Origin of the sequence: Luteipulveratus flavus (assembly GCF_029439465.1) — a bacterium.
Lineage (GTDB): Bacteria > Actinomycetota > Actinomycetes > Actinomycetales > Dermatophilaceae > Luteipulveratus > Luteipulveratus flavus.
In genome coordinates, this window is the sequence record NZ_JAROAV010000023.1 from 16105 (window position 1) to 38969 (window position 22865).

The 22865-nt window shown below is 71.8% G+C and carries 19 protein-coding genes; 10 read left to right on the plus strand and 9 right to left on the minus strand.

Translation table 11 applies throughout. The features are described 5' to 3' along the window. Positions 1 to 287: 287 nt before the first annotated feature. Together P4R38_RS06300 and P4R38_RS06305 are read left to right on the plus strand one after the other, a co-directional pair. Positions 288 to 935 carry a PadR family transcriptional regulator gene (locus tag P4R38_RS06300; RefSeq protein ID WP_275237831.1) on the plus strand — a complete coding sequence of 216 codons (648 nt, stop codon included), beginning with the start codon at positions 288 to 290 and terminating at the stop codon, positions 933 to 935. 10 nt (positions 936 to 945) lie between these two features. Further along, positions 946 to 2040 (plus strand): inositol-3-phosphate synthase, encoded by a 1095-nt coding sequence (locus tag P4R38_RS06305; protein ID WP_275237832.1) that lies wholly within the window; start codon positions 946 to 948, stop codon positions 2038 to 2040. Positions 2041 to 2246: 206 nt separating this feature from the next. On the opposite strand, the gene P4R38_RS06310 is transcribed toward P4R38_RS06305, so the two are convergent. Both P4R38_RS06310 and P4R38_RS06315 read right to left on the minus strand, forming a co-directional pair. Next, positions 2247 to 2378, minus strand: a complete 132-nt coding sequence (locus tag P4R38_RS06310; RefSeq protein ID WP_277191491.1) for a hypothetical protein — start codon at positions 2376 to 2378, stop codon at positions 2247 to 2249. Next, positions 2354 to 3100, minus strand: coding sequence for a glycoside hydrolase family 16 protein (locus P4R38_RS06315; protein WP_277191492.1), 747 nt, complete (start codon positions 3098 to 3100; stop codon positions 2354 to 2356). Before P4R38_RS06315 ends, P4R38_RS06310 begins: the two co-directional genes overlap by 25 nt. 383 nt (positions 3101 to 3483) lie before the next feature. Between P4R38_RS06315 and P4R38_RS06320 the strand changes: the two genes are divergently transcribed. After that, positions 3484 to 3813, plus strand: a complete 330-nt coding sequence (locus P4R38_RS06320; protein WP_277191493.1) for a hypothetical protein — start codon at positions 3484 to 3486, stop codon at positions 3811 to 3813. Positions 3814 to 3865: 52 nt separating this feature from the next. Here the strand turns inward: P4R38_RS06320 and P4R38_RS06325 are convergent, their stop codons facing one another. Together P4R38_RS06325 and P4R38_RS06330 are read right to left on the minus strand one after the other, a co-directional pair. Further along, on the minus strand, positions 3866 to 4339 hold the full coding sequence (locus P4R38_RS06325) for a GNAT family N-acetyltransferase (RefSeq protein ID WP_277191494.1): 474 nt from the start codon (positions 4337 to 4339) through the stop codon (positions 3866 to 3868). Beyond that, a complete protein-coding gene (locus P4R38_RS06330; protein ID WP_277191495.1) occupies positions 4336 to 5010 on the minus strand; it encodes a hypothetical protein in 675 nt (224 codons plus the stop codon). The genes P4R38_RS06325 and P4R38_RS06330 overlap by 4 nt, the downstream gene beginning before the upstream one ends. Positions 5011 to 5237: 227 nt before the next feature. Here P4R38_RS06330 and P4R38_RS06335 point away from each other — a divergent pair, with 227 nt between their 5' ends. The 3 genes from P4R38_RS06335 (at position 5238) to P4R38_RS06345 (ending at position 9062) form a co-directional block, all read left to right on the plus strand. Further along, a complete protein-coding gene (locus tag P4R38_RS06335; RefSeq protein ID WP_275237836.1) occupies positions 5238 to 5606 on the plus strand; it encodes a peptidoglycan-binding domain-containing protein in 369 nt (122 codons plus the stop codon). 239 nt (positions 5607 to 5845) lie between these two features. Continuing rightward, complete coding sequence (locus tag P4R38_RS06340) at positions 5846 to 8704, plus strand: AfsR/SARP family transcriptional regulator (protein ID WP_277191586.1); 2859 nt, start codon at positions 5846 to 5848, stop codon at positions 8702 to 8704. 130 nt (positions 8705 to 8834) lie between these two features. After that, the gene (locus P4R38_RS06345; protein WP_275237838.1) at positions 8835 to 9062 is read left to right on the plus strand and encodes a biotin/lipoyl-binding carrier protein; all 228 of its coding nucleotides are present in this window, start codon (positions 8835 to 8837) and stop codon (positions 9060 to 9062) included. A 69-nt stretch (positions 9063 to 9131) separates the two neighbouring features. Here the strand turns inward: P4R38_RS06345 and P4R38_RS06350 are convergent, their stop codons facing one another. Together P4R38_RS06350 and P4R38_RS06355 are read right to left on the minus strand one after the other, a co-directional pair. Continuing rightward, positions 9132 to 10817 carry a choice-of-anchor I family protein gene (locus P4R38_RS06350; RefSeq protein ID WP_277191496.1) on the minus strand — a complete coding sequence of 562 codons (1686 nt, stop codon included), beginning with the start codon at positions 10815 to 10817 and terminating at the stop codon, positions 9132 to 9134. A 104-nt stretch (positions 10818 to 10921) separates the two neighbouring features. Then, entirely contained in the window at positions 10922 to 11518 is a 597-nt protein-coding gene (locus P4R38_RS06355) for a TetR/AcrR family transcriptional regulator (protein ID WP_275237840.1), read from the minus strand. A gap of 149 nt (positions 11519 to 11667) precedes the next feature. On the opposite strand from P4R38_RS06355, the gene P4R38_RS06360 reads away from it, so the two are divergent. Then, positions 11668 to 13140: an MFS transporter gene (locus tag P4R38_RS06360; protein WP_277191497.1), complete on the plus strand. Its 1473-nt coding sequence runs from the start codon at positions 11668 to 11670 to the stop codon at positions 13138 to 13140. Between the two features lie 69 nt (positions 13141 to 13209). On the opposite strand, the gene P4R38_RS06365 is transcribed toward P4R38_RS06360, so the two are convergent. From P4R38_RS06365 to P4R38_RS06375, 3 genes are all read right to left on the minus strand, one after another. After that, on the minus strand, positions 13210 to 14244 hold the full coding sequence (locus P4R38_RS06365) for an AraC family transcriptional regulator (protein ID WP_277191498.1): 1035 nt from the start codon (positions 14242 to 14244) through the stop codon (positions 13210 to 13212). A gap of 185 nt (positions 14245 to 14429) precedes the next feature. Next, a complete protein-coding gene (locus P4R38_RS06370) occupies positions 14430 to 15953 on the minus strand; it encodes a hypothetical protein (protein WP_277191499.1) in 1524 nt (507 codons plus the stop codon). A 233-nt stretch (positions 15954 to 16186) separates the two neighbouring features. Beyond that, positions 16187 to 17689 carry a CCA tRNA nucleotidyltransferase gene (locus P4R38_RS06375; protein WP_409201239.1) on the minus strand — a complete coding sequence of 501 codons (1503 nt, stop codon included), beginning with the start codon at positions 17687 to 17689 and terminating at the stop codon, positions 16187 to 16189. A gap of 109 nt (positions 17690 to 17798) precedes the next feature. Here P4R38_RS06375 and P4R38_RS06380 point away from each other — a divergent pair, with 109 nt between their 5' ends. Genes P4R38_RS06380 through murJ form a run of 3 tightly spaced genes read left to right on the plus strand, consistent with a single transcriptional unit; the run spans position 17799 to position 22818 of the window. Further along, positions 17799 to 18281 carry an NUDIX hydrolase gene (locus P4R38_RS06380; RefSeq protein ID WP_275237845.1) on the plus strand — a complete coding sequence of 161 codons (483 nt, stop codon included), beginning with the start codon at positions 17799 to 17801 and terminating at the stop codon, positions 18279 to 18281. A gap of 3 nt (positions 18282 to 18284) precedes the next feature. After that, positions 18285 to 20711 carry a DUF6049 family protein gene (locus tag P4R38_RS06385; RefSeq protein WP_277191500.1) on the plus strand — a complete coding sequence of 809 codons (2427 nt, stop codon included), beginning with the start codon at positions 18285 to 18287 and terminating at the stop codon, positions 20709 to 20711. Next, positions 20704 to 22818 (plus strand): murein biosynthesis integral membrane protein MurJ, encoded by a 2115-nt coding sequence (gene murJ, locus P4R38_RS06390; RefSeq protein WP_277191501.1) that lies wholly within the window; start codon positions 20704 to 20706, stop codon positions 22816 to 22818. The genes P4R38_RS06385 and murJ overlap by 8 nt, the downstream gene beginning before the upstream one ends. Positions 22819 to 22865 lie beyond the last annotated feature (47 nt).

The following is a 22865-nucleotide window of genomic DNA, read 5'->3' on the forward strand; positions in this document are numbered from 1 at the left end:
GCGTACGACGGCCCGACCGCACAGGGTAACCCCGACTACTGGACGCCTGTCTCAGATTCGGCGTTGTCACACCCGCCCGACGATCGTTCCGCCGTCTCGCGGACGAGCACGCCCGTGACGACAGGTCGATCGACCTGGAGCGATCGAAGCGAGATGTCGCAAAGATGTATCGCGCCGATATATCCATGCTACGGTTCGACTGACAAACGCGAAGTTTGTCATCCCGTACGGCCGTCCGCCCGCTGTGGCGCGAATCACCCGGCCGGCCCGCCGCGAGAGGAGCCGTCATGGCAGGGACGTCCCGCCGCGCCGCCGTGCTCGAGCTCGCCGTGCTGGGCCTGCTGCACGAGTCGCCGCTGCACGGGTACGAGCTGCGCAAGCAGCTGTCCGGGGTCCTGGGTGCGTTCCGTGCGGTGTCGTACGGCTCGCTCTACCCCTGCCTGCGCTCGCTGGTGGAGCGGGGCTGGATCACCGAGGTCCACTCCGCCGGCACCGGCTCGCTGAGCAGTCGCCGCGCGCGGATCACCTACGAGCTGACCGCCGAGGGCAAGGAGCAGTTCCAGACCCTCCTCGGTCACGCCGGTCCGGCCGCGTGGGAGGACGACACCTTCGACGTCCACTTCGCCTTCTTCGGCCGCGCGTCCTCCGACGTACGGCTGCGCATCCTCGAGGGCCGGCGGTCCCGCCTCGAGGAGCGCCTGGACGCCGCCCGTGAGGCCAGCCGCGAGCGCCGCGAGCGTCTGGACGCCTACACCGCCGAGCTGCACCGCCACGGCCTGGAGTCGACCGAGCGGGAGGTGCGCTGGCTCAACGAGCTGATCGAGACCGAGCGCACCGCGTACGGATCGCCCCGGACGTCACCCGCACCCGACGCGGGATCGGCCGGCAGCGCCACTGACATCTCTACGAGAACCACTGACCAGCAAGGAAACTGAGGAGAAACCCATGGGAAACGTGCGCGTCGCCATCGTCGGCGTCGGCAACTGCGCGAGCTCGCTCGTTCAGGGTGTTGAGTACTACAAGGACGCCGACGCGTCCGGCACCGTGCCGGGCCTGATGCACGTCCAGTTCGGTGACTACCACGTCAACGACGTGGAGTTCGTCGCGGCGTTCGACGTCGACGACAAGAAGGTCGGCAAGGACCTCGCCGAGGCGATCAACTCCTCGGAGAACAACACCATCAAGATCTGCGACGTCCCCACCACGGGCGTCGAGGTGCAGCGCGGCCACACCCTGGACGGCCTCGGCAAGTACTACCGCCTCACCATCGAGGAGTCGGGCGCCGCGCCGGTCGACGTCGTGCAGGCGCTGAAGGACGCGAAGGTCGACGTCCTCGTCTCCTACCTGCCCGTGGGCTCGGAGGAGGCCGACAAGTTCTACGCGCAGTGCGCGATCGACGCGGGTGTCGCCTTCGTCAACGCGCTGCCCGTCTTCATCGCCTCCGACCCGGAGTGGGCCAAGAAGTTCGAGGACGCCGGCGTCCCGATCATCGGTGACGACATCAAGTCCCAGGTCGGCGCGACCATCACCCACCGCGTGATGGCCAAGCTGTTCGAGGACCGCGGCGTCGTGCTCGACCGCACATACCAGCTGAACGTCGGCGGCAACATGGACTTCAAGAACATGCTCGAGCGCGAGCGCCTGGAGTCCAAGAAGGTCTCCAAGACCCAGGCCGTCACGTCCAACCTGACCGGCCCGCTGGCCGGCGTCGGCGCCGACGACCGCAACGTCCACATCGGCCCGTCGGACTACGTCGCGTGGCTGGACGACCGCAAGTGGGCGTACGTCCGCCTCGAGGGTCGCGCGTTCGGTGACGTGCCGCTGAACCTGGAGTACAAGCTCGAGGTCTGGGACTCCCCCAACTCGGCCGGCATCATCATCGACGCGATCCGTGCGGCGAAGATCGCCAAGGACCGCGGCATCGGCGGCGCGCTGCTGTCCGCGTCCTCGTACCTGATGAAGTCCCCGCCGGAGCAGCGCGAGGACACCCTCGGCCGCGCCAAGCTCGAGGCGTTCATCAAGGGCGACGAGCCCCGCTGATCGAGCTCGGCTGACGTCGAGTCGTACGACGAGGCCCGGCTCTCCCTTCGTGGGAGGCCGGGCCTCGTCATGCCGAGTGCGCGTGTCCTGCGCCGATCCGCCGGGTCGAGTGCGCGTGTCCTGCGCCGTTCACGGCGGAACACTCGCAGGACTCGCGCACTCGGCCCGGCGGCGGGCGGGGCCGTACGCGTAGGGGCGGGCGGGGGTCAGCTGCCACCGGTCACGTGCACGTAGTCGACGACCAGCTGCTGCGGGAGCTGGGTGCTGCCGTCGGGGTCGCCGGGCCAGTAGCCGCCCACCGCGAGGTTGAGGATCAGGTAGAAGGGGTGCTCGAACACCCACGGGTTGCCGCCGGGGTCCGCGTCTCGTAGACGTTGCCGTCGACCGACCAGGTGATCTGGTTCGGCGACCAGTCGACCGCGAAGGTGTGGAAGTCGTCGGAGAACGTGCCGCCGGCCAGGGTGTACGCCGCGCCGAGGCCGCCCGAGCCGGAGTAGCCCGGGCCGTGGATGGTGCCGTGCACGGCGCTGGGCTCGAAGCCGACGTTCTCCATGACGTCGATCTCGCCGGACTGTGGCCAGCCGACACTGCCGATGTCCTCCCCCAGCATCCAGAACGCGGGCCACATGCCCTGCCCGCGCGGCAGCTTCATCCGGGCTTCCACGTGGCCGTGCGTCGTCGTGAACTTCTGCGCGGTGTTCAGCCGGGCCGACGTGTACTCGCAGGAGCCGTACCAGCAGGAGTAGCCGGCGGGGTTCTCCTTCTTTGCGGTGATGACCAGGTTGCCGTTGCCGTCGAGCGCGGCGTTGTCCGTGCCGCCCGTGTAGTACTGCCGCTCGTGGTTGTCGACGTTGTCGCCGGTCTGGGACGTCCACCGGGAGCCGTCGACGCCGCTGCCGGCCGGGCCGTCGAAGTCCTCGGTGAAGGTCTGCGCCAACGCAGCGGAGCGCGCGGTGGTGCTGTCGCGCATGGTCGTTGCGGATGCCGGGAGCCAGGTCGCGCCGGCCAGCAGAGCAGCCGCCGTACCGCCAACGAGGGTGGTGCGTGTGGTCTTTCGCATCGGATCGCCGTCCTGGTAGGTGTTCGGTCGGATATCTCTCCACCGTGGCCACCCGGGCGGCGCATCGGGCTCCCGACGTCCGGCGAGCGAGGCCAATTTGTGTCGAGGGCGTACGAACGGTCCGGCGACTCGCGGGCGCCGGCGTGCCCGCGGTGGGCCCCGCGGCGGCCTCGAGGTGCGTTCACTCCGGCCGAGTGCGCGCGTCCTGCCACTTTCGGACGCCGGAACCCGCACGACGCGCGCGCTCGGCGGCCTGGACGGGGCAGAACGTGGGGCGTCGGTCAGAAATGCGTCAAGAAGGGCCCGAGATGCGTTGCGGCCTGCCAGTATTCGCGCGGAAGGCGAGTCGGGGTCCGGCAGCCCGGGCGATGTACAGGAGACAGATGAAGACCGTTCGTACGGTGGGCGCAGCGCTGGCGCTCACTGCTCCGTTGGCCGTGCTGGGGATGTCCACGGCGAGCGCCCAGGCGCCGGCGTCCGGGTCGAGCACGGCCTCGCAGACCGCCACGACGGCGGTCACGGTCCCGATGTCCACCGCCGGCCGGGCGACCGGCGGTGGCACTCGGCCGGTCGAGGCGGCGTCGGGTCCGCCCGTGCAGACCGACCGGCTCGGCACGGCCCCGTCGACCACCGTGCCCCTGACCGCGGCCGGGACGCTCACCGTCATCGGCGTGGCCGGCATCGTGATCGCCCGTCGCCGCGCGGACCTCTGAGCCCGACCGCGGTCGGGATGACGGTCGCGTACGCGGCCTCCGGGCCGTTGCGTCAGGCGAAGACGCACTCCATCTCGACCTCGGCCCGCCCGTCGGGCAAGGTGTCTCGAGTGCCGTTCAGCACGAATCCGACTCGCTCGTACAGCGCCCGCGCTCGGTGGTTGTCGTCGATGACGCGCAGCCGTACGCCGCGCTCACCCTCCGCCCGGGCCCAGCTCAGGACGCGGCCGACGAGGTCGGCGGCCGTCGAGGTGCCGCGCGCCTGTGGTGCCACCCACATCGAGATGAGCTCGGGAAGGTCGTGCGCGTCCTGGGAGCCGACGCGAACCATCCCGACCGGCTCCTCGCCCTCGAAGGCGAACCACGACGGCTGGGCGCACCAGTCGCGCCAGGTCTGTTCGGGGTAGGCGGCGGCGTTGGCGTACGTCCCCCCGAACGCGGCGGGCGCGTCCGCCAGCGCGGCCAGCCGTATCGCCCGGTAGGTCTGCCACTCCCGCCGCTCCAACCGACGGATCCGCGGGCTCATCGGCCGTCGGCCCAGGCCGCGTGCGTGATGACTGCGAGCATCAGCAGCCCCGCGGCGACGGCCACCGCTGCCGCCGCGACCGCTCCGCCGGCCCATCCCCACAGCAGACCGACCACGCCCAGCGTGGCGACGCCACAGCCCAGCCACCTGAACACCGGGGCGTGGAACGCGGCCGCGAACGGCAGGAAGTGGAGTCCGACGGCCAGGACCACGACAGCCGGCATGAGCTCGGTGCGGTCGAGGGCTGCGAGCAGCGCGTGGCCCACGACGGTGCCGACCAGCATGCCGGCCACGCAGGCGAGATAGACCAGTCCCGCGAACCGGCTCGGCGGCTCGGGATCGGCGAGCACGCGCGGCCGGAGCAGGACCGTCCACACCGCGGCCGCGACCAGCACGATCCAGAGCAGGAGGGCGACCGCCGGCCACGCCCCCGGCAGCGAAGAGCGGTTGACGAGGACGAACACCGTCGCGCCGGCGCCGCCGATGATGCTGCCCAGAACGCTGGGGTGCATCGGGTCGGCCAGTCCTGCGCGACGCCGGGTCGTCGTCGGTGGGGCGGTGGTGTCCAACTCCGCTACCTCCTCGTGGCGGGCCGGTCCTGCCACGCCTGCTGTGATGACGTCCAGCGGTCGGTGCCGAGGGGCGCCCGGCGGGATGGTCGAGGTCATCATGCCCCAGGCCAGGGTCACCACAGCCCGCTGACGACTCTGCACTGACGTCGACTCGTACGAGGCCCGGTTCTCCCGTCATGGGAGTGCCGGGCCTCGTCGCGTTCTCGGACTGGACGTCGTGCCAGGAGTGAGAGCGTGATGAGGCCGGAGTTAGACCCGCCCGGCACCGTTCCCTCTGCGACGTCCGGGACCGCCTGGTCCCGCGCACATGTTGGAGGTATCACCAGATGAACGTTGTCCAGCGCTTTGCGGGGGTCGGCGCGGCCGCTCTCATGCTCACCGGTGTCGGCGCCGTGGCGGCGCCCGGCGCGCACGCGTCGACGGCACCGTCGGCGGTCGTGGCGGGGCCGTGGAACGACGACAACTGCCGGTTCGACTACTCGAACCCGACGATCTGGATCAACCACGGCTACCCGGCGAGTGCCGTCAAGCAGGCGCAGTGCCTGCTCAACTACGCCGGCTACAACCTCGCCATCGACGGATCGTTCGGCACGCGCACCCGGGATGCAGTCATCTCATTCCAGGGTCGACAGCGCATCGACAACAACGGTGTCGTTGGCCCGATCACGTGGGGTCGCCTCTACAGCTACCAGTGACCTGGTCCGATCGTGCCGGGGTGGTGCTGCAGGGGGCACCATCCCGGCGCGGCTGTTGAAGTGACCTGAGTCACGCCGACAACGAGCGCGCATCGAATCGGCAAAGAGATCGTCTGCGGGGCTGACTCGGTCGGCCGACCCTCGGTACACAGGCAGACGTGCACCTGCAGATCTTGGGGGAAGTCTCAGTCGTCACCGGCGCTGGCACGACGCGTGTCACCAGCGCACGCCATCAGCTCGTGCTGGCCCGGCTCGTGCTGGCGGACGGTCGGGTCGTGCCAGCCGACGCGTTGGTCGACGCGCTGTGGGACGACCCGCCGCCCACCGCTCGCCAGCAGCTCTACAACGCGGTGGCACAGCTGCGCCGGGCGCTCGCCGACGCGTCCGACGCGCTGGTCCGGCGCGGTCCGGGCTACGCACTGTCGCTCCACGGCCACCGCGTCGACCTGCACGACTTCCGCTCGGCCGTCGCGACAGCGCGCGCGGGTGGCCGCGGCGCCGAGCGGCACCTGCGCGACGGTCTGGCGCTCTGGCGGGGCCGCCCACTCGAGGGCGTGCCCGACCACCTCGCGGAACCGATCCGTCGCCCTTTGGAGCAGGAGCAGACCGACGCGCGCGAGCTCCTGTGCCGGCTGACGCTGGAGTCGGGCAACCCCGAGGACGCCCTCGCCCAGGCGGGCGAGCTGGTGGGGGCGTGCCCGTTCCAGGAGTCTGCGCACGAGCTGCGGCTGCGGGCGCTCGCCGCGACCGGGCGGCGTACCCAGGCCCTCCAGGAGTACCTCGCATTCCGCAACCGGCTGGTCGACGAGCTCGGCGTCGACCCGGGAGCGGCGCTCCAGGCGTTGCACGCCGACCTGCTCGACGGGACGACCGGCGACGTCGGACGGAGCACCAGCCTGGTGCCCGTCCCGCAGCAGCTACCGCCGGCCACGGCCGCACTCGTGGGTCGAGACAAGCTGATCGCGGGCATCGCGGACCGCATCGACGAGGCGGCGGGGTCGCCCGCAGCGGCGACACCGCTCGTGCTGTTCACCGGTCCGGGCGGAGTCGGGAAGACCTCGGTGGCGATCGCTGCGGCGCGTCGCGTCGGTAGCGGCTTCGCCGACGGCGTGCTCTTCGCCGAGCTGCGAGCCGGCTCCGGACGCCCGACCGACCCGTACGACGTGCACGGGCGGTTCCTGCGCGCGCTCGGCCACGCCGTCGAGGACGTCCCGGACGACCGCGACGAACGACTCGCGTCGTACCGGTCGGCGCTGGCCGACCGGTCGGTGCTCGTGGTGCTCGACGACGCAGGAACCGAGGCCCAGGTCCGCGCCCTGCTCCCACCGTCGCCCGCCAGCGCGGTCATCGTCACCTCCAGGGCAAGGCTCGCCGGGCTGGAGGTCACGGCACGCGTCCGCGTCCCCACGCTCGAGCCGGACGCGTCCGAGGAGCTGCTCGGACTTCTCAGCCCGCACCGCAGCCCAGCCCTCGTCCGGCTGGCCGAGCTGTGCGGACACCTCCCGCTCGCGCTCCGGGTGGCCGGCTCGCGGTTGGCGGTCGACGAGCACCTCAGCGTCGACGACCTGATCTCACGGTTGACCCGCGAACGAGCGCGGCTGGAGGAGCTCACGGCCGGCGACCTCGACGTCCGCGCGACCATCGCCATCAGCCACGAGGCCGTGCGCCCGCAGGTGCAGCATCTGTTCCGCTGCCTGGGCGCCGTCGACTACGAGAGCTGGCCCGACTGGGTCGCCGACCTCGTCGTCACGAACGGTGCGTCGCTCGGTGAGCTCGTCGACGTCCATCTCGTGGAGGATCTCGGCCTGGACGCCGCGGGCCAGCGGCGCTTCCGGATGCACGACCTGGTGCGAGACTTCGCGCGCTCACTGGCATCCGAGGCGCCGGCGCCCGTCGCGCAAGCGCAGTGGTGCGTGCTCCTCGACACCTGGCACGACCGCGCCGAGGCGGCCGTCGGCGACCTCACCGGCTCAGCCGGCCCCACCTCCTCCGACGGGCTGGAAGCATCGGACTGGCTCGAGACCGAGCGCGCGAACCTGTGCGCCGCCGTCGACCAGGCGGCCGCTGCGGGTCTACCCGACCTGTGCGGTCGCCTCGCCCTGACGATCTGCGAGTTCTTCATGACGCGGGGGTACGACGACGACCGCGAACGAGCGCTGCGGGCCGCGCTGGGGTCGGTGGGGACCGGGAGCCACCCCGAGCTGCGGTCCGATCTCCTGCGCGCGCTGTTCGCCACACTCGCCCAGCAGGGGCGCCTGGATGAGCTCGACGAGGTGGCGGAGGCGAACCTGGCGACCACGAGTGACCTCCCTGCGTCCGACCGTGCGGTCCGGGCCATCTTCCAGAGCGCCTGGCTTGCCGAGACGACGTACGCGCTCCCGCGGGCCGCGCGGCTGTACGAACGTGCGGCCGACCTGGCTCGCTCCATCGGTAGTGCCGAGGGGGTGGCCTCGGCGCAGGGCAATCTCGGGAGCGTCCATCTGCGTGCGGGCGACTGGGACGTCGCCCTGCCCCTGCTCGTCGAAGGTGTGCAGCACGAACGAGCCGGCGACCGGCCACGCCATCTCGCCATCCGCCTCGCGCTGCTCGGCGAGTGCCGCCTCTGGCTCGGGGACGCGCACGCCGCACGCGCCCACTTCGACGAGGCGCGCGACATCACCTGGACGATCTCGGACCAGGTCGGTGAGGCGTTGTGCCAGATCCATCTCGCCACTGTGCACCTGCACCTCGGCGAGCTGGCCGATGCGATCCGCCTGCTGCAGCCGGCCAGGGCCGCGGCGATGGAGCACACCGGGTTCCAGGGAGACCTGCTGGCCTGGGAGACCAGCGTCGACCTGTCGATCATCCAGCGGCGTTGGGATCACGCCGAGCGGGAGATCGCCCAGGTACTCGACGGGATGCAGGGCGATCCTCACCGGGGTATCGAGCTCGCCCGGTTCGCAGCGCGGTCCGCCGTCGTGCAGGACGCGCTGAACCGTCCCCGGGAGGCAGCGACTCAGCGCGAGTGCTGTGTGAGGCACCTACGCGCGCTCGACCTCCCCGCTCGTTGCCTCCGGCTTCCCCCGCAGATGGCCGGCGTCGCAGCGAGCCTCGACTGATCCGCGGGTCCAGGCCATCGGACGGGACGGGTGAGCCGGCCTGGCGACACCGATCCGGGATGACACGGATCTTGTCCCGTGCCCGCTGTACTACGCGCGCGTAACCGGGTGCGGAAGGCAGGATGAGCTCATGCCCGTCACGCAGCCCCAGGAGATCGCCTCCGACCTGGTCGCCAACGTCGCCCAGATCCACGTCACCGTCGGTCAGCAGGTCGAGGCCGGCGAGGAGGTCGCTCTGCTGGAGTCGATGAAGATGGAGATCCCCGTCGTCGCCGAGCTGCCCGGGACGGTCACGGACGTACGGGTGCACCCGGGCGACGTCGTCCAGGAGGGCGACGTCCTCGTCGTCCTCGCCTAGGCCGAGGCCCGCGCGGACCGACCCCCGCCCGTGCGCCGACCACTCCACGCCGGCGCACGAGCAGGGAGATCAGGAGACGGTCACCTCGAAGGTGGTCGTCGAGCCGGACACCTCGTTGGCGACGATCACCATCGGCCGACCGGTCGGTGACTGCGCCGCCGGCACGAACTCCACGCCCTCCGCTCCGAGGTCGCCCATGCCGGGTACGGGCTCACCGTCGAACACCGCGTCCCAGCTCCGCGCGTTGGCGTACGTCACGTACGTGGGCGCGGTCGGGTCGGTGATGTCGTACACCATGACGCCGCCCACCCGCTCGAGGCCGATGAACGCGTACGTCCGCGCCCCGACCCGACCGACGGTGACGCCCTCCGGCTCCGGGCCCTTGTCGTCGCTGCGGGTGTCGAACGAGGGGTTGGCGGTGTGGTTGGCGTTGAACGCCTGCCGCGGGAGGACGCCCTCGGCGACGAGGCGTGCGATCTGCTGCTCGATCTGCCCACCGGACTCGAAGACCTGGGTGCCGTCCGGCGTGAGGATCGAGAACGACCGGCCGCCGAACGCCTCGATCCGCTCGTAGCAGCCCGCACCGGCGCGCAGCCCGGTCGCCCGGCTGACGTTGAGCCGGCCCAGCGCGGCGTCCTTCTTCAGGTCCGCGGCGTTCGGGAAGACGTCCGGGCACAGCTGGTACGCCTTGTCCTTCACCCGGATCGGCTCGGCGTAGCTGCCCCACTCGCGGGCGTCCCCCTCGTTGGCCGTCACGAGGTACGTCTTCCCCTTGGTCTCGTACGACGCGATGGTGTCGGGCATCGCGAGACCGTGGACCGGCCAGTGCTGCAGCGCGATCGCGTCGTCCTTGTCGGAGGCGTCCAGCACGTTGTCGCCGGCCGACCAGTCCTTGTCCGGCATCGGCCAGACGTCGGTGATCGTCGCGGTCCGCAGATCGAGGACACCGACGGCGTTCGCCTCCTGCAGCGTCACGTACGCACGGTCACCGGAGACGGCGAGGTACTCCGGCTCCAGGTTGCGTGCGACCCGCCCTGCTGCCGGCTGCCCCGCGGGGACGGGCACGTCCGGACCGAAGACGCGCACGCCGGCGGGGAGAGAACGTCCGTTGTCCCAGGCGCCGAATCCCGCTGTGCGGACGTCGGACTGGGCCAGCCGGCCGCTCTCGCCGCGCAGTCGGACGACGCTGATGGACCCCTCGGGGTCGGCACTGAAGTCGTCGGCGGGCTCGGCCTCGTTGGCCGTCAACAGGTTCCGGCCGTCGTCGGTGATCGTGATCATGTCCGGCTGCGCACCGACCCGGACACCCGCGACGTACGCGGGATGCCGGCCGGTGGCGTACAGCAGCGCCCAGCCCCGGTCGGTCTTCGTCGCGGACTCGACCGCGACCGCCAGCGAACCACCGTGCAGGTGAACGGAGTTCACCTGCGAGCCGTCCGGAACAGTGCTGCCGTCGGCGGCGCGTACGCCGGCCACGTCGATCTCGCCCACCTTGCGCGGCGCTCTGGGGTCTGCGGCGTCGAGCACGTCGACCGCGCCCGACTCGGCGTTGACGGCATAGATCAGCCGGTGACGGGCGTCGTACGCGGTGATCTCGGCGGCCGACCTGTCGAACACGCCCGTCTCGTGCGACCCGAGGCGCTGCAGCATGAGCGCGGGAGCCTGCTGGTCCGCGAGGGCCGACGGTGCGCACAGACCGGCGGCCAGGGCGAGGGACAGGGCGACGGAGCTGGGGGCGACGGTGCGCAGACGCACGGGGTACCTCCGGGGTGCGGGGGGGATGAACCCCCGCACCTCACCAGCCGTGAGTGACGACCGCGTGTCGGTCCGGCGAACGGTCCGCGGCGGGCGGACGACCCTCAGGCGCGGGACGGCGCGCCATAGCGCAGGCCGTCGAACACCAGGTCGACGAGGGTGCGCGTGGCGTCGGACGAGGAGGGGTTGGGACCCGCCAGGCAGATGCCGCCGAGCGCGCGCAGGACCTCCTCGGCACCGACGTCACTGCGGATGGCACCCGCCTCCGCCGCCGGACGCAGCACCCGCTCGGCCGACTCGCGCATGCTCGCGCGGGCCTCGGCGAACGCGTCCGGGCTGGCCTGCATCATCGAGCGCAGCAGGGTCACCATGCCGTTCTTGACGGCGTAGAAGTCGACGAACCCGAGCATCCATTGGTGCAGCGCCTCGGCCGGCTCGTACTCGGCGAGCAGCTGCTGGGAGCGCTCGCGCAACGAGTCGATCTGGCGGGCGTAGACCGCCATCACCAGGTCCTCGCGGGTCGGGAAGTGGCGGTACAGGGTCCCGATCCCGACACCGGCGTCGCGGGCGATCTGGTCCAGGGACGCCTCGGCGCCCCGGTCGATGAAGGCCTGCGTCGCGACGCGCAACAGCTTGTCGCGATTGCGTGCGGCGTCGGCGCGCATCGGCTTGATGTCGGTAGTGCTGCCGACAGAGACCACGAGGTCACCACCTTGCGAAACGGAGGAACTCTCCGTACCGTTCTATCCGGAGCCGCCCTCCGGTTCATTGCCGACCGGACCGCGACGCCAGACGGAGACCATCTCCGTTTCACTCCATGGTACATCCCGGACCGGGAAGGACTCCATCCATGAATGTCGCCACTTCAGCGCAGAAGCGCACGTGGCTCCCCCTGGCCGTCGTGCTCGTCACCCAGATGATGATCGTGCTCGACGCGGCCATCGTGAACATCGCCCTGCCCGACATGCAGCGGGCCCTGCACATCGCCCCGCCTGACCTGTCCTGGGTCGTCAACGCCTACACGCTGGCGTTCGGCGGACTGCTCCTGCTCGGCGCCCGCGCCGGTGACCTGTTCGGACGTCGTGCGACGTTCGCCAGCGGCATGGTCCTGTTCACCCTCGCCTCGCTGGCCGGCGGTTTCGCCACCGCACCGGGTCAGCTGTTCGCCGCGCGCGCCGCTCAGGGCGTGGGCGCGGCTCTGGTCGCGCCGTCCGCGCTGGCCATCCTCATGTCCCTCTACTCCGACGCCCGGGCCCGCACCCGCGCGATCGGCTACTACACCGTGGTGTCCGCCAGCGGCGCCGCCATCGGCCTGATCGCCGGCGGTGTCCTCACCTCGTACGTCTCGTGGCGCTGGGTGATGTTCGTGAACGTGCCGATCGGTGCGGTCGTGCTCCTCGCGGCCCGTACCGCACTGCCCCGCGGCCGCTTCACCCGCGGCCGGGTCGACGTCGTCGGCGCGCTGCTGTCGACGGTCGGCATGACCACGCTCGTGTACGGGTTCATCCGGGCCGCTGCCGACGGCTGGTCGGACGCCGGTGCCCGCGCCTCGTTCGCGGTCGCGGTCGTGCTGCTCGCGACGTTCGTCGCGGTCGAGCGGCGGGTTCGCGAGCCGGTGACCCCGCTGCACCTGTTCGCCGACCGTGAGCGGTCCACGGCGTACGTCGCCCGGCTGCTGCTCGTCGCCGGCAGCATGGGGTCGTTCTTCTTCCTCAGCCAGTACTTCCAGATCGTGCTCGGCTGGTCGGCGATGAAGACCGGCATGGCGTTCATCCCCTTCCCGGTGACGATCTTCATCTCGTCCCAGCTCGCGACCCGCGTCCTGGTCGAGCGGTTCTCCCCGAAGCTGGTCATGTCCGTCGGCATGGCGCTGTCGGCCATCGGCCTGCTGATGCTGTCCCGGATGGACGCGGCGAGCACCTACCCGCAGCTGGTCGTCGGGATGGTCGTGTTCGCGCTGGGCAACGGCACCGCGTTCGTGCCGCTGACCGCGGCGGGCATCGCGGGCGTCGACCCCAAGGACGCCGGCATCGCGTCCGGCCTGGTCAACGTCACCCAGCAGCTCGGGGGAGCTGTCGGCCTGGCCGTGCTGGTCACCGTCTTCTCGACCGCCGGTCACGGCGCGGCCACCACGGCCGCCGCGACCTCGGAGGCGAAGGACGTGTTCGTGACGGGCGCGGACCGCGGGCTGGGCGTCGCAGCCGGCCTGCTCGCCGCCGCCCTGGTGCTGGTCCTCGTCGCCATGCGGCCGCGGCGCCCGCGTCCGCAGGAGGTCGTCGAGGACCCGGCCGAGCAGATGGTGCTCGAGCCCGAGCCGGCCTGAGCGGCAACGGGACTCGTACGAAAGCGGTGACGGGTGAGCCTCGACGAGGCTCACCCGTCACTCGCTCGCTCACTCGTCGGCGACGAACAGATGCATCTCCCGGCCGTGGGCGAACCCGTCGGCCGGGGCGGTGGTCTCCTCGGAGGCCGCCTTCACGCGCAGGTCACGCGGACTCGCTCCGTGCCACCGGCGCACCGCCCGGGACAGCGCCGACTGCTCGGTGAAACCGACCATCGAGGCGACCTGGCCGAACGGCAGACCGGTCGTCGTGATGAGCCGGTACGCCGCGTCGCGGCGCACCTCGTCCAGGACCTGCCCGTACGACGTCCCCTCTTCGGCGAGCCGCCGCTGCAGCGTGCGCGGGTTCAGCCCGAGGAGGCGGGCGGTGCTGGTGATGGCGACCGAGCTCGCGCCGAGGACCTCCCCGAGCGCCAGCCGCACCTGGTCGGCGGCGCCCGGCGCCGGCTCCGGGTGCAGGCTCTCCAGGTAGCCCATCGCGACGGAGCGGATCGCCGGACCGGCGCTGTGGAACTGCGCGGCCAGCGTCCACCGCTCGACCCGCAGGCAGGCGGTCGGTCCGCCGAAGTGCACGGGCACGCCGAAGAAGGCGTTGTACCGCTCCGGGTCGGAGATCGGGTCGTGCGGGATCTCGACGGAGTCCAGGCCGAGGTCGTCGCGCAGGAGCGAACGAGCGACCCGGTCGAAGATGCCGAGTCCGAGCTCCGTCGCCTGCGGCGAGTACGGCACCCCGGGGATGTCCTTGTGGTACGCGAGCGCTGCGACGTCGGGGTGCCCACGCGGATCGACCTCCGCCGCCACGCTCAGCGCCGGGCTGTGGACGAACATGAACTCCGAGGCCCGGGCGACCGCGTCCGCCACGGACGCCGCCGACTCGATCGCGAGGGCGAGCGGTCCGATGACGCACAGGTCCTGGGCGTCGGCGAGCTGCAGGCCCAGATCCGGGCAACCCAGCTCGCAGGCGGTCGCGTCGAGCAGGCGGTCGTGGGCCGCGACCGAGATCAACCCGTCGTCAGCGGCGAGTGCGCTGGTGGGGATCGCGAACCGCTCCAGCAGCTGTTCCGGGTGTCCCCCCAGCCGTTCCACGAGCGGAACGAACCCTCTGAGGCTCGCCGCCCGGACCATCGGCGCCACAGTTCAAACGTACGCCGCGTTCCGCCGTGAACGAACCCCTGTGCCCTGGAATTTCTGCTCCTCGCCCGGCTCCGCGACGGCGCCGATCGGAGGAAGTGTCGGTCGCCGGCGTCCGTCCGGATGCCGGGCGGACGGACTCAGGCAGGGAGTCGCGAGGGCTCCCGGATCCCGGGGCCGCGACGTACCCACCAGTCGACCGAGGCCCGGACGGTGGCGGGGCCGTGCGTGCGGACGTCCATGAGGTCCGGATGACCTGAGATGCCGGCGGCGTACAGCGCCGTCGGGGCGAGACCGGGAGTGCGCATCAGCTCGCGCAGGTCTACCTCCGGCGGCAGTCCCGGCCCGTGCGCCAGCCCGAGGAGGGCGACCGACCTCAGCTGCTGCTCAGGTCGCGCGAGCAGCGCCAGTAGACCGGACCGCTGCTCCTCGCCGGCGAGGTAGCTGAGCATGTGGCCCGCCGCGTCCCGAGCCGTGGCCGACGACGTCGTCGCGGCGATCCGCAGGGCGGTGGCGGCGAGCACGCGCCGGTACGGGCTCACCATCAGCACGAGGTGCGCGTGGTGCCGGCGCTCCTCGAAGTCCTCGGACAACGCCTCGCGCAGCAGGCGTTCGAGCATCTGGTCGCCGTCCAGGTCCGACTCCTCTGTCGCCGCGGCGAGGTAGGTCCGCAGCTCGGCAGGCTCCTCGATGTGCGACCCGGGTCGGGGCCCGAGCGGATCCTTCCCGACGATCTGGGCGATCTCGCGAGCCAGCAGCGGCGACGCGCGGCGCGCGACCCGGAACGCCACCTCGCCGCCGTACTCGGGGTCCTGGTGGGCGAGCGTGCGGAGCGCGGCGAAGACCGTCTCTACGCCGTGGCGGTCCATCGTCGCGTTGATGACCCGCTGCAGCAGGGCGTGACCCGCGCCGATGCGCGGCCCGTCCTCGGTGGTGAGCAGGACCCGGACGGCAGCCTCGAGCGAGGCAGGGTCGATGCCGTCGCCCCAGACCGACACCGCGTCCGCGGTCGCCTGGGCACCGGGCTCGGCGATCTGCTCGGTCACGACCCGGACGATGGAGGCCATCGTGTGCTGCTCGCGCATCAGCCTCGACAGCGCCTCGACCCGGGCGACGTACGCTCCACCGACCGAACGGGACATCTGGTCGACCAGCTCGTAGGTCCACTCGTCCTGCAGGTACGTCGGGAGGACCACACCGCCGGGCTGGGTGATCAGCTGCGCCATCCGCAGCCAGTCCGCACCTCGAGCGGAACCGTCGCGCACGCGGGTGCTCACGTCGTCCAGCTCGGCGCGCAGATTCTCGCGGGCCACGATCCGGGTGGGCCGGATCCGCCGGCTGTCGAGCGTCCGGCTCAACGCGTCGCACACCCCGAGCAGGTGCCCGTCGGGCAGGAACAAGAGGGTCTCGTACCCGGAGATCAGCTCGGCGGTGACCTCGGCGTCCCCGACCTCACGCCGCGTCAGCCCGGCCTGGTCCATCTTGATGCCGATCACGCCGAGCCTGCGGCAGAAGTCGGCACCCGTGCCCCCGACCGGCGAGGCCATCCGGCTGATCCGCAGCAGCCAGGCGATGCGGGCGCGGACGTCCACGCGGGCGCTGCGCAGCGCGTTGTGGTCGTACGGCAGCTGTTTCGGCGCACCACGGCTGTTCGCCCAGGACATGGCCCCCACCCCTTGCTCGACCGCGTCAGTGCACAGAATTGCGTATGGAATGGCGAGCGCGCCAGACCTCCGCCCGAACTCCGAACGCGGGCCGCGGCGGTGCGCCGTCGCCATCGTGAGCGACTTCGCAGCGGCATCACCATCACCCCGGACGGCGGCTGCTGGCCCGGTTGGCGGGCCGTGCAGCGCGATCAGGCCGGCGACGGTCTCCCCCACAGCGCCGGCACGTCCCGTCAGGCCTCGGCCGACTCCGGCTGGTCGGCCCACCAGCGCAGCAGCTCCGCCCGGGCGGCGTCCTCGCCGATCGGCCCCTGGTCGAGCCGAACCCCGAGCAGGTGCTTGTACGCCCGCCCGAGCACCGGACCCGGCTCGATGCCGAGGGTCTGCGCGATCTGGTTGCCGTCCAGCTCCGGGCGTACGGCGGCGAGCTCCTCGGCGTCCTGCAGCTTCACGATGCGGGCCTCGAGGTCGTCGTACGTCCGCGACAGGCGTTCGGCCTTGCGGCGGTTGCGCGTGGTCGTGTCCGAACGGGTGAGCAGGTGGAGCCGCGACAGCAGCGGCCCGGCGTCGGTGACGTACCGGCGGACGGCGGAGTCGGTCCACTCGCCCCCGCCGTAGCCGTGGAACCTCAGGTGCAGCTCGACCAGCCGGGACACCTGCTTGACCGTGTCCTTGTCGAAGCGCAGCGCCCGCAGCCGGTGGCGCGTCATCTTGGCGCCGACCATCTCGTGGTGATGGAACGAGACACCGCCGCCCGGCTCGAACCTGCGGGTCGCGGGCTTGCCGATGTCGTGCAGCAGCGCCGCGAGGCGCAGGACGAGGTCAGGACCCTGGACCGGGTCGACCGGCCCGAGACCGGCCACGCTGCGCGGTCCCTCCAGCGCGATCGCCTGCTCCAGCACCGTCAGCGAGTGCTCGTACACGTCCTTGTGCCGGTGGTGCTCGTCGACCTCGAGCCGCAGGGCGGGCAGCTCCGGAAGGATGTGGTCGGCCAGGCCGGTGTCGACCAGCAGCGCGAGCCCTTCTCGGGGGTTGGGCGCGAGCAGCAGCTTGACCAGCTCGTCGCGGACCCGCTCGGCGGAGACGATCGAGATGCGGTCGGCCATGTCCGTCATCGCCGCCTCGGCCGACGGTTCCACGTGGAACCCCAGCTGGGCCGCGAACCGCGCCGCTCGCATCATCCGCAGCGGGTCGTCGGAGAAGGAGATCTCGGGAGCTGAGGGGGTCCGCAGCCGGCGCCCGGCGAGGTCGTCCAGACCGTCGTACGGATCGACGAACTCCAGCGACGGCAGCCGCAGCGCCATCGCGTTGACCGCGAAGTCGCGCCGTACGAGGTCCTCGTCCAGCGAGTCGCCGAACGCGACGACCGGCTTGCGCGACCCCGGCTCGTACGCGTCCGCCCGGTAGGTGGTGATCTCGACGACCGTGGCGCCGCGGCGGGTGCCGATGGTGCCGAACGCGCGGCCCATGTCCCAGGTCGGCCCGCCCCACTTCTTGAGCAGCGCCTCGGTCTGGTCCGGGGACGCCGATGTGGTCAGGTCGATGTCGGGCGAGGTGCGGCCGAGGAAGGCGTCCCGGACCGGCCCGCCGACGAGCGCGATCTCGTGGCCGGCGGCGGTGAACATCTCGCCGATCTCGGTGAGCAGCGGCAGGTCCGGGGCCAGGTGCGCCAGCGCGCGTTCCAGCAGGGGGGTGATGGACCCTTCGACGAGCTCGGGACGGTACGGCGTGGACACCGGTCAAGGGTAGGGGACGTGCGGCGGACGCCCGCGCCGCTCACGAGGTGCCCGCCACCGGGCGAGCGACGGGCGCGCACACCGCAGCCCGGATGGTTACAGTGACGCAATGAGCCTCTACCCGCCCCGGCGCCGCAGCCAGCGGCGGCTGACGGCGGTGGAGGAGACCTCGGCAGGGGGCGTGGTGATCGACGTGCGCGACGGCGCGGCGTACATCGCACTCATCGCCCGGTTCAACCGCGCCGGCCGGCTCGAGTGGTGCCTGCCGAAGGGCCACGTGGAGCCCGGCGAGACCTTGGTCGAGACGGCCGTCCGCGAGGTCGCGGAGGAGACCGGCATCCTCGGGCGCGCCCTGATCACCCTCGGCACCATCGACTACTGGTTCAGCACCCCCAACCACCGCATCCACAAGATGGTGCACCACTACCTGCTGGAGGCGCTCGGCGGCGAGATCACCGTGGAGGGCGACCCCGACCACGAGGCGGTCGAGGCCCGGTGGTTCCGGCTGGAGCGGGTGCACGAGCAGCTGACCTTCCCGAACGAGCGACGCATCGCCCAGATGGCCTGGCTGCGTCTCGCCGGCACCGCCTGAGTCGTGCGAGCGCAGCCGAGCGCGGCGCGGTCCAGCCACCGCACGCCGAGCAGCATCCTGGGTGCCCGCGGACCGGTCGTCGCCCTGCTCGCCGTCCTACTGGCGGTCCTTCCCGTGCTGGCCGTCGGTCCGCGACCGGCAGGCGCCCTCGCGCAGACCGCCACGGCAGCACCGGCCCAGAATCGCTCCGCGACGATCGCCCTCGCGGACCCGACCCCCCGCGTCCTGCGCCAGGGCAGCTCCCTGGTGCTGCGCGGCACCGTCCGCAACACCGGGACCACCACCATCGCCAGGCCGGTGGTCCATCTCGGCATCGTCGACGGCCCGCTGGACACCCGCGACCAGGTCGACCGCTGGGCCCGCTCGAGCGAGGGTTTCGACGAACCCACGCGGGTCGGTACGGGCACGGTGACCGAGCTCGCCCCGGGAGCGCAGGCTCCGTTCACCATCACCGTGCCTGCCGACCGGCTGCGGTACCGCTACTACATCGCGTCACTGCCGGCGACGCTGACCGTGACCGAGGGCACGACCCTCACCGCGGCCGCCACCCGCGGCGTCGCCCGGACGTACCTGGAGTGGACGGCGGCCACCATCCCCCAGCCCGTCCGGACCGGCTGGATCGTGCCGCTCACGCTGCCGGCGGACCCGGACCTGTTCGGGCCCACCGGCGACACGCGGACCGCCGCCTGGAACCGCGCGATCGGCCCCGGCTCCGCGGTCGCGCGCACGCTCGACGCACTCCAGGGCCAGCCGGTCACCTGGCTGGTCGACCCGACGATGCTGGAGCCGCCGGGCGCCGTCGACCCGGCCGTCCCCGCGCCGGAGTCCACACCGTCGACCACGACCACGACGACGCCGTCGAGTACGAGCACGACGTCCTCGCCGACCCCCACCCCCACGCCGAGCGCCACGGCTTCGAGCAGCACCGGTTCGTCGTCGCGTCCGGCCAGCACGCCGTCGGCCACGCCGGGTGCCGGCACGCCGACCGGGACCGCGCCCTCCGAGTCGGCCCCGACGAGCAGCTCCACCACCTCGAGCTCCTCGAGCCAGAGCCCGCAGCCCTCGACGCCCGCCACCGTGGAGAGCCTCGCCGCCGACCTGCGGACCCGGCTGCAGCAGGTCCGCGCCGGCCAGCCCGTCTGGTTCCTGCCGTACGGCGACCCCGACCTGACCGCCCTGGCGTCGGCGGGCGGGGCCGAGGCGGTCCGCGAGCACCTGGACCGTCCGCTGTCCGCGGACCTGCGCCAGATCGGGACCACCATGCCGATGTGGGCGGCCTCGGAGGTCACGCCCAGCAGCCTCGCCGGGCTGTCCCGTACCTGGCGGCAGACGACCGGTTCGCTGCCCGTCACCTTCCTGAGCACCCGCGAGCTGACCGGCGACCAGCACCGCCCGACCACGTCGGCCGGCCGTCGGCTCGTCAACGGCGCGCCGGTCCTCGTCTACGACGAACCGCTGTCGTTCTTCGCCGGCGCCGGTGGAGGTGACCCGGGGCTGCGGACCCAGCGTTTCCTCGCGGAGACGCTCGCCATCTACCAGCAGCAGCCACAGGCCCAGCGCTCGCTCCTGATGCTGGCGCCGCGAACCGGTCAGGCGAGTCCCGCCCAGCTCGCGCGGGTGATCACCGCCGCCCGGTCGGTGCCGTGGCTCCGCCCGATCACCTCGACCGCGCTGGTCCAGCAGGCGCGGACGGCCCAGCCGTCGGCCCGGCTGGCCCGCCGTACGACGCCGTTCCCCGCCACGCCGCCGGCATCACCGGTCGATCCGGCCGCCCTCACCCTCGTGGGCCGCAACCGGGAGATCGCGGGAGCGCTCGACACGATCCTGGTGGACTCCGCCGACGTCATCGCCGGCTGGGACAGGTCCCTCAGCGAGATGGGCTCGACCCGCTGGCGCGGTCGGGGCGCGGCGTACGGCACCACCCTGCGGACCACCAGCGATGCGCTCGACTCGCTGACGACCCAGGTCGCGGTACGGCCCTCCACCGTCAACTTCTTCGCCAACTCCGGGATGCTCAGCATCACCGTGGTCAACAACCTCGCCCGCCCGGTCCGTGACGTCCAGCTCGTGGTCACGCCGCGCAAGGGTCTGCTCTGGGTCAAGCGCCAGCCGGCTCCGCTGTCCCTGCCGGCGGGCGGCCGGACGACGGTCCGCGTCCCCGTACAGGCCGTCGCCGCGGGGACGGCCCCGGTCGACGTCGCCCTCAGCACACCGGGTGGCGAGCCGCTCGGGCTGGTGCGGGGCGAGCCGGTCAAGCTCAAGGTCAACGTGCGCCCCACCGCGACGTGGATCTACTGGGTGCTGGGTATCGTTGCGGGACTGATCTTCGTCGTCGGCCTCTTCCGCAGCGTGCGGAAGGGGCCGCGCGCCGAGACCGCCATGCCACTGCCGGACGACGTTCCGGAGCCGATCGAGGGGGACGATGACTGACGGGACGCCCGTGCCGGACCGAGGGGGCAAGCGACCTCGGCCGGAGGAGGAGTCTCGTCGCCGGCGTGCGGGTGACCGCCCCAGCCTGGGCGAGATGTACGCCCGTGAGGTCAACCGGCCCGCGGTGCTGCCCGACATGCTCGGCAGCATCGGCGACCAGTACACCTCGTGGATCGCCGAGGACGCCGCCGAGCGCGAGCGCAACCCGTGGGACGGCAACGTCGCGTACGACGACGGTCACCCCGGAGGCGCCGGCTTCGATGAGCTGCGCGACGACCCGACGACCTTCATGCCGTCGCGCAAGGCGCTGCGTGAGGTCAAGGAGGGCTACACCCGGCCCGACTCGCTCAGTCCGGCCGACGCCGAGATCAGCGTCCCCATCCCGGTCCCGCGGCCCGCCGAGCGGCCGGCGCTGGAGGACCTCCCGCCCGAGGACGTCACCCGCGCCGACCTCCGCCGCGCCCAGGACCCGGAGCCGGAGGCCCCGGCAGCCCCGCGCCCGTCCACCTCGACGGCGACCCTGGGTCGAGCCAGTGCGCTGATGGCCGCCGGCACGCTGGTCTCCCGCGTGCTCGGCATGCTGCGCGCCTCCTTGCAGGTCGCCGCCATCGGCACGGGCCTTTCGGCCAACGTCTGGAGCACCGCGAACACGCTGCCGAACATCATCTACCTGCTGCTGGCCGGCGGCGTCATCAACGCGGTGCTCGTCCCGCAGATCACCAAGTCGCTACGGCACGCGGACGGCGGAAAGGCATACACCGACCGGTTGCTGACCCTGGCCATGACGCTGCTGGTCGGCGTGACGGTGGTCTTCGTCGCCGCTGCGCCGATCGTCTACCGCCTGTACGACTCCAGTGCCTCCGGCGCGCGGCTCGAGCTCGGTACGACGTTCGCGCTCATCTGCCTGCCGCAGATCCTGTTCTACGGCCTGTACGCGCTCTTCGGCCAGGTGCTGAACGCTCGCGGTCGGTTCGGCTGGTTCATGTGGTCCCCCGCCCTGGCGAACGTCATCGCCATCGCCGGTCTGGTCGCCTTCCTCGCCTCCACGGACGGCTTCGGTCGCGACGGGCCGACCCCGGAGGTCTGGGACAGCAGCATGGTGTGGATGTTGGCCGGCTCGGCGACCCTCGGCATCGTCGTCCAGGCGGTGTGCCTGATCATCCCGCTGTGGCGGGACGGCTATCGCTACAGCCCGAGCTTCCAGTGGCGCGGCGTCGGCCTGGGGTCGGCGTCCAAGGTCGCGATGTGGGCGTTCGCCGCGGTGATCCTGCAGCAGATCGGCCTGCTCATCACGACGAACGTTCTGAACACCCAGGGCAACAACGACCCGGGTAAGAACGCGCAGGAGCAAGGGTTCCTGCTGTTCATGCTGCCGCACTCCCTGGTCACGGTGAGCCTGGTGACCGCACTCTTCACGGCCATGGCGCGAGCGGCGAACGTCCGCAACCACGCGCTGGTGCGGCGCGACCTGCGACAGGGTCTGCGTCTCACCGCGGTAGCGACCGTGCCGTGCACGGTCGGTGCCTTCGTCCTCGGCTACCCGCTCGTCGGCACGCTGTTCGGCCAGGAGCAGCAGTGGAAGATCGGGTCGTTCATGATTCCGATGATGCTGGGCCTGTCGGCGTTCGGCCTGTGCGTGCTCGTCCAGCGGGTGTTCTACGCGTACGAGGACGCGCGCACGCCGTTCCGGATGCAGGTCTGGTGCACCGCGGTCGCCGCCGTCATCACGCTCGGCTGCCTGTTCATCCCGGACCACTACGTCGGCATCGGCATCGGCCTCTCCCTCACCATCAGCAACCTGGTCCAGGGCCTGCTCGGCTTCCGGTGGTTGCAGAAGACCGTCGGCCGGGTCATGATCCACGACGTCGTCCGGACGTACGTCCGCCTGCTGGTGGCCTCGCTGTTCGCCGCGGCCGTGACGCTGCCGCTGGTCATCGGCGTCGACGTGGTCCTGGACGGCAGGCTGGAGTCGATGGTGGCGCTCGTCCTGGGCTCCCCGCTCTTCCTGCTCGTGTACGTCTACCTCTCCCGCCGGCTGCACGTGCGCGAGATCGACGACCTGGTCAACCCGATCACCCGACGCCTGGGCAGGTTGGCACGCCGCTGACGCGCCATCCGCTGATGCGGGTTCGGCTCACCTAAGATGGCGCGGAC

What these genes read in the sequence shown, in the direction of transcription:
- P4R38_RS06315 (WP_277191492.1), bottom strand. Translation starts at nt 3,100, where the DNA reads ATGCGAAAGACCACACGCACCACCCTCGTTGGCGGTACGGCGGCTGCT.
- P4R38_RS06330 (WP_277191495.1), bottom strand. Translation starts at nt 5,010, where the DNA reads ATGATGACCTCGACCATCCCGCCGGGCGCCCCTCGGCACCGACCGCTG.
- P4R38_RS06370 (WP_277191499.1), bottom strand. Translation starts at nt 15,953, where the DNA reads ATGTCCTGGGCGAACAGCCGTGGTGCGCCGAAACAGCTGCCGTACGAC.
- P4R38_RS06380 (WP_275237845.1), top strand. Translation starts at nt 17,799, where the DNA reads ATGAGCCTCTACCCGCCCCGGCGCCGCAGCCAGCGGCGGCTGACGGCG.
- P4R38_RS06300 (WP_275237831.1), top strand. Translation starts at nt 288, where the DNA reads ATGGCAGGGACGTCCCGCCGCGCCGCCGTGCTCGAGCTCGCCGTGCTG.
- P4R38_RS06345 (WP_275237838.1), top strand. Translation starts at nt 8,835, where the DNA reads ATGCCCGTCACGCAGCCCCAGGAGATCGCCTCCGACCTGGTCGCCAAC.
- P4R38_RS06320 (WP_277191493.1), top strand. Translation starts at nt 3,484, where the DNA reads ATGAAGACCGTTCGTACGGTGGGCGCAGCGCTGGCGCTCACTGCTCCG.
- P4R38_RS06360 (WP_277191497.1), top strand. Translation starts at nt 11,668, where the DNA reads ATGAATGTCGCCACTTCAGCGCAGAAGCGCACGTGGCTCCCCCTGGCC.
- murJ (WP_277191501.1), top strand. Translation starts at nt 20,704, where the DNA reads ATGACTGACGGGACGCCCGTGCCGGACCGAGGGGGCAAGCGACCTCGG.
- P4R38_RS06335 (WP_275237836.1), top strand. Translation starts at nt 5,238, where the DNA reads ATGAACGTTGTCCAGCGCTTTGCGGGGGTCGGCGCGGCCGCTCTCATG.
- P4R38_RS06305 (WP_275237832.1), top strand. Translation starts at nt 946, where the DNA reads ATGGGAAACGTGCGCGTCGCCATCGTCGGCGTCGGCAACTGCGCGAGC.
- P4R38_RS06325 (WP_277191494.1), bottom strand. Translation starts at nt 4,339, where the DNA reads ATGAGCCCGCGGATCCGTCGGTTGGAGCGGCGGGAGTGGCAGACCTAC.